The sequence below is a fragment of the Streptomyces sp. ACA25 genome (genome assembly GCF_028200735.1).
Taxonomy (GTDB): domain Bacteria; phylum Actinomycetota; class Actinomycetes; order Streptomycetales; family Streptomycetaceae; genus Streptomyces.
In genome coordinates this window covers 1-2,241 of the sequence record NZ_JAQKPV010000049.1, presented here as the reverse complement: position 1 = coordinate 2,241, position 2,241 = coordinate 1, and the positions used below count along the sequence as shown (strand labels likewise).

The window sequence follows — 2,241 nt, the reverse complement described above, 5'->3', positions numbered from 1 at the left end:
CGACCGGGCCAGGTCGACGGGACGTACCGTGTCGTCCCGGTCCAGGAGAGCGAGCAGACGCTTTGCCTGCCCGGCGAGCGCACGCGACGAGTGTGCCGAAACCGTGATCAGCACGGGGTGCGCCGGTTCGGGGCCCGCTGCGGGCTCGGCCTGCTCCGGGGCCTGTTCGATGATCGTGTGCGCGTTGGTGCCGCTGACCCCGAAGGATGACACAGCAGCGCGCCGGGGCCTGCCGCGCTGTGGCCACGGCTGGGTCTCGGTCAGCAGTTCGACAGCGCCCGCGGACCAGTCGACGTGCGGGGTCGGCTCAGAAACATGCAGGGTACGCGGCAACACACCGTGCCGCATGGCCTCGACCATCTTGATGACGCCCGCAACACCGGCCGCAGCCTGGGTGTGGCCGATGTTCGATTTCAACGAGCCCAGCCGCAAGGGCTCGTCCCGGCCTTGGCCGTAGGTGGCCAGCAGTGCCTGTGCCTCGATCGGGTCACCCAGCTTCGTTCCCGTACCGTGCGCCTCCACCGCGTCCACCCCGGACGCCTCCAGGCCCGCGGACGCCAGGGCCGCCCGGATCACCCGCTGCTGCGACGGGCCGTTCGGCGCCGTCAAACCGTTCGACGCCCCGTCCTGGTTCACCGCGGATCCACGCACCACCGCCAGCACCCGATGGCCGTGGCGGAGCGCGTCGGAGAGCCGTTCGACGAGAAGCATGCCGACGCCCTCGGACCAGCCGGTGCCGTCCGCGTCCGCCGAGAACGACTTGCAGCGGCCGTCGGCGGACAGGCCGCGCTGGCGGGAGAACTCGGTGAAGATCGCCGGGCTCGCCATGACGCTGACGCCACCCGCCAGCGCCATCGAGCATTCGCCCGCCCGCAGCGACTGGGCAGCCAGGTGCAGCGCCACCAGGGAGGAGGAACAGGCGGTGTCGACGGTGACGGCCGGGCCCTCCAGCCCGAAGGTGTAGGCCAGGCGTCCTGAAGCGACGCTGGTGGAGCTGCCGGTCAGGAAATGCCCTTCCACGCCTTCCGGCAGCCGCACGCCGACTCCGTAGCCGGACGATGCGGCCCCGACGAACACGCCGGCCTGGTTGCCGCGCAACGTGGTCGGGTCGATGCCGGCGCGTTCGAAGGTCTCCCACGCGGCTTCCAGCAGCAATCGCTGCTGCGGGTCCATCGCCACCGCCTCGCGCGGTGAGATGTCGAACAGGCCGGCGTCGAATCCGGCGGCATCGGAAAGGAAGCCGCCGGCTCTGGTGTAGGTGGTGCCGACGCGGTCAGCGTCGGGGTCGTACAGGGAGGCCAGGTCCCAGCCTCGGTCAGCGGGAAAGGGTCCGGTCGCGTCGGCCTCCTCGGTGACCAGGCGCCACAGGTCCTCAGGCGAGGATATTCCGCCGGGGTAGCGGCAGGCCATGCCGACGATGGCGAGCGGCTCGTCGGTGGGCGCCGCCACCCGGTCGGTGGTGGTTCCCTGGCCGCCTGCCAGCAGTTCGCGCAGATGAGCGGACAAAGCGGCGGGGGTGGGGAAGTCGAACACCAGGGTGGCGGGGAGCCGCAGGCCGGTGGCCGCGTTGACCCGGTTGCGCAGTTCGACCGACGTCAGCGAGTCGAATCCCAGTTCCTTGAACACCCGGGTCGGCTCGACCGCATCCACGCTGGAGTGGCCGAGAACGGCCGCTACCTCGGCCTGGACAAGGCCTGTGAGCAGGCGGTCCTGTTCGGCGGGACGGAGCGCGGCGAGACGTTCGGCCATTCCGGACCCGCCGGTGACGGTGCCCGCGATCCGGCGGACGGGAGCGCGCACCAAACCGCGCAGCAGTGCGGGGACGGGCCGCCGGGTGCGGGCGGTCGCCGGATCGAACCGCACAGGGAGCAGGTGGGCAAGCCCTGTACGTCCGGCTGCGTCGAACAGTTCGAGGCCCTGTTCGGCGGAGAGCGCGCCACCGATGCGGGTGGCGCGGGCCAGGTCCGTGGCGTCGAGGTTGCCGCTGATGGCACTGGTCTCCGCCCACAACCCCCAGGAGAGCGCCGTCGCCGCAAGGCCGCGGGCGCGACGGTACTGCGCCAGTCCTTCGAGGAAGGCATTGGCGGCCGCGTAATTGCCCTGCCCCGGCGAACCGAACGTCGAGGACGCGGAGGAGAACATCACGAACATCGCCAGATCACAGTCAGCCGTCAACTCGTGCAGGTTGACCGCCGCATCTGCCTTGGGCCTCAGTACAGCTGCCACCCGGTCGGGAGTGAG

Annotated in this window: 1 protein-coding gene; it reads right to left on the bottom strand. The window is 71.0% G+C overall.

The window, feature by feature from the left end; genetic code table 11:
• On the bottom strand, positions 1 to 2,241 hold a 2,241-nt coding region (locus PJ985_RS23070), incomplete at both ends, for a type I polyketide synthase (protein ID WP_271685832.1).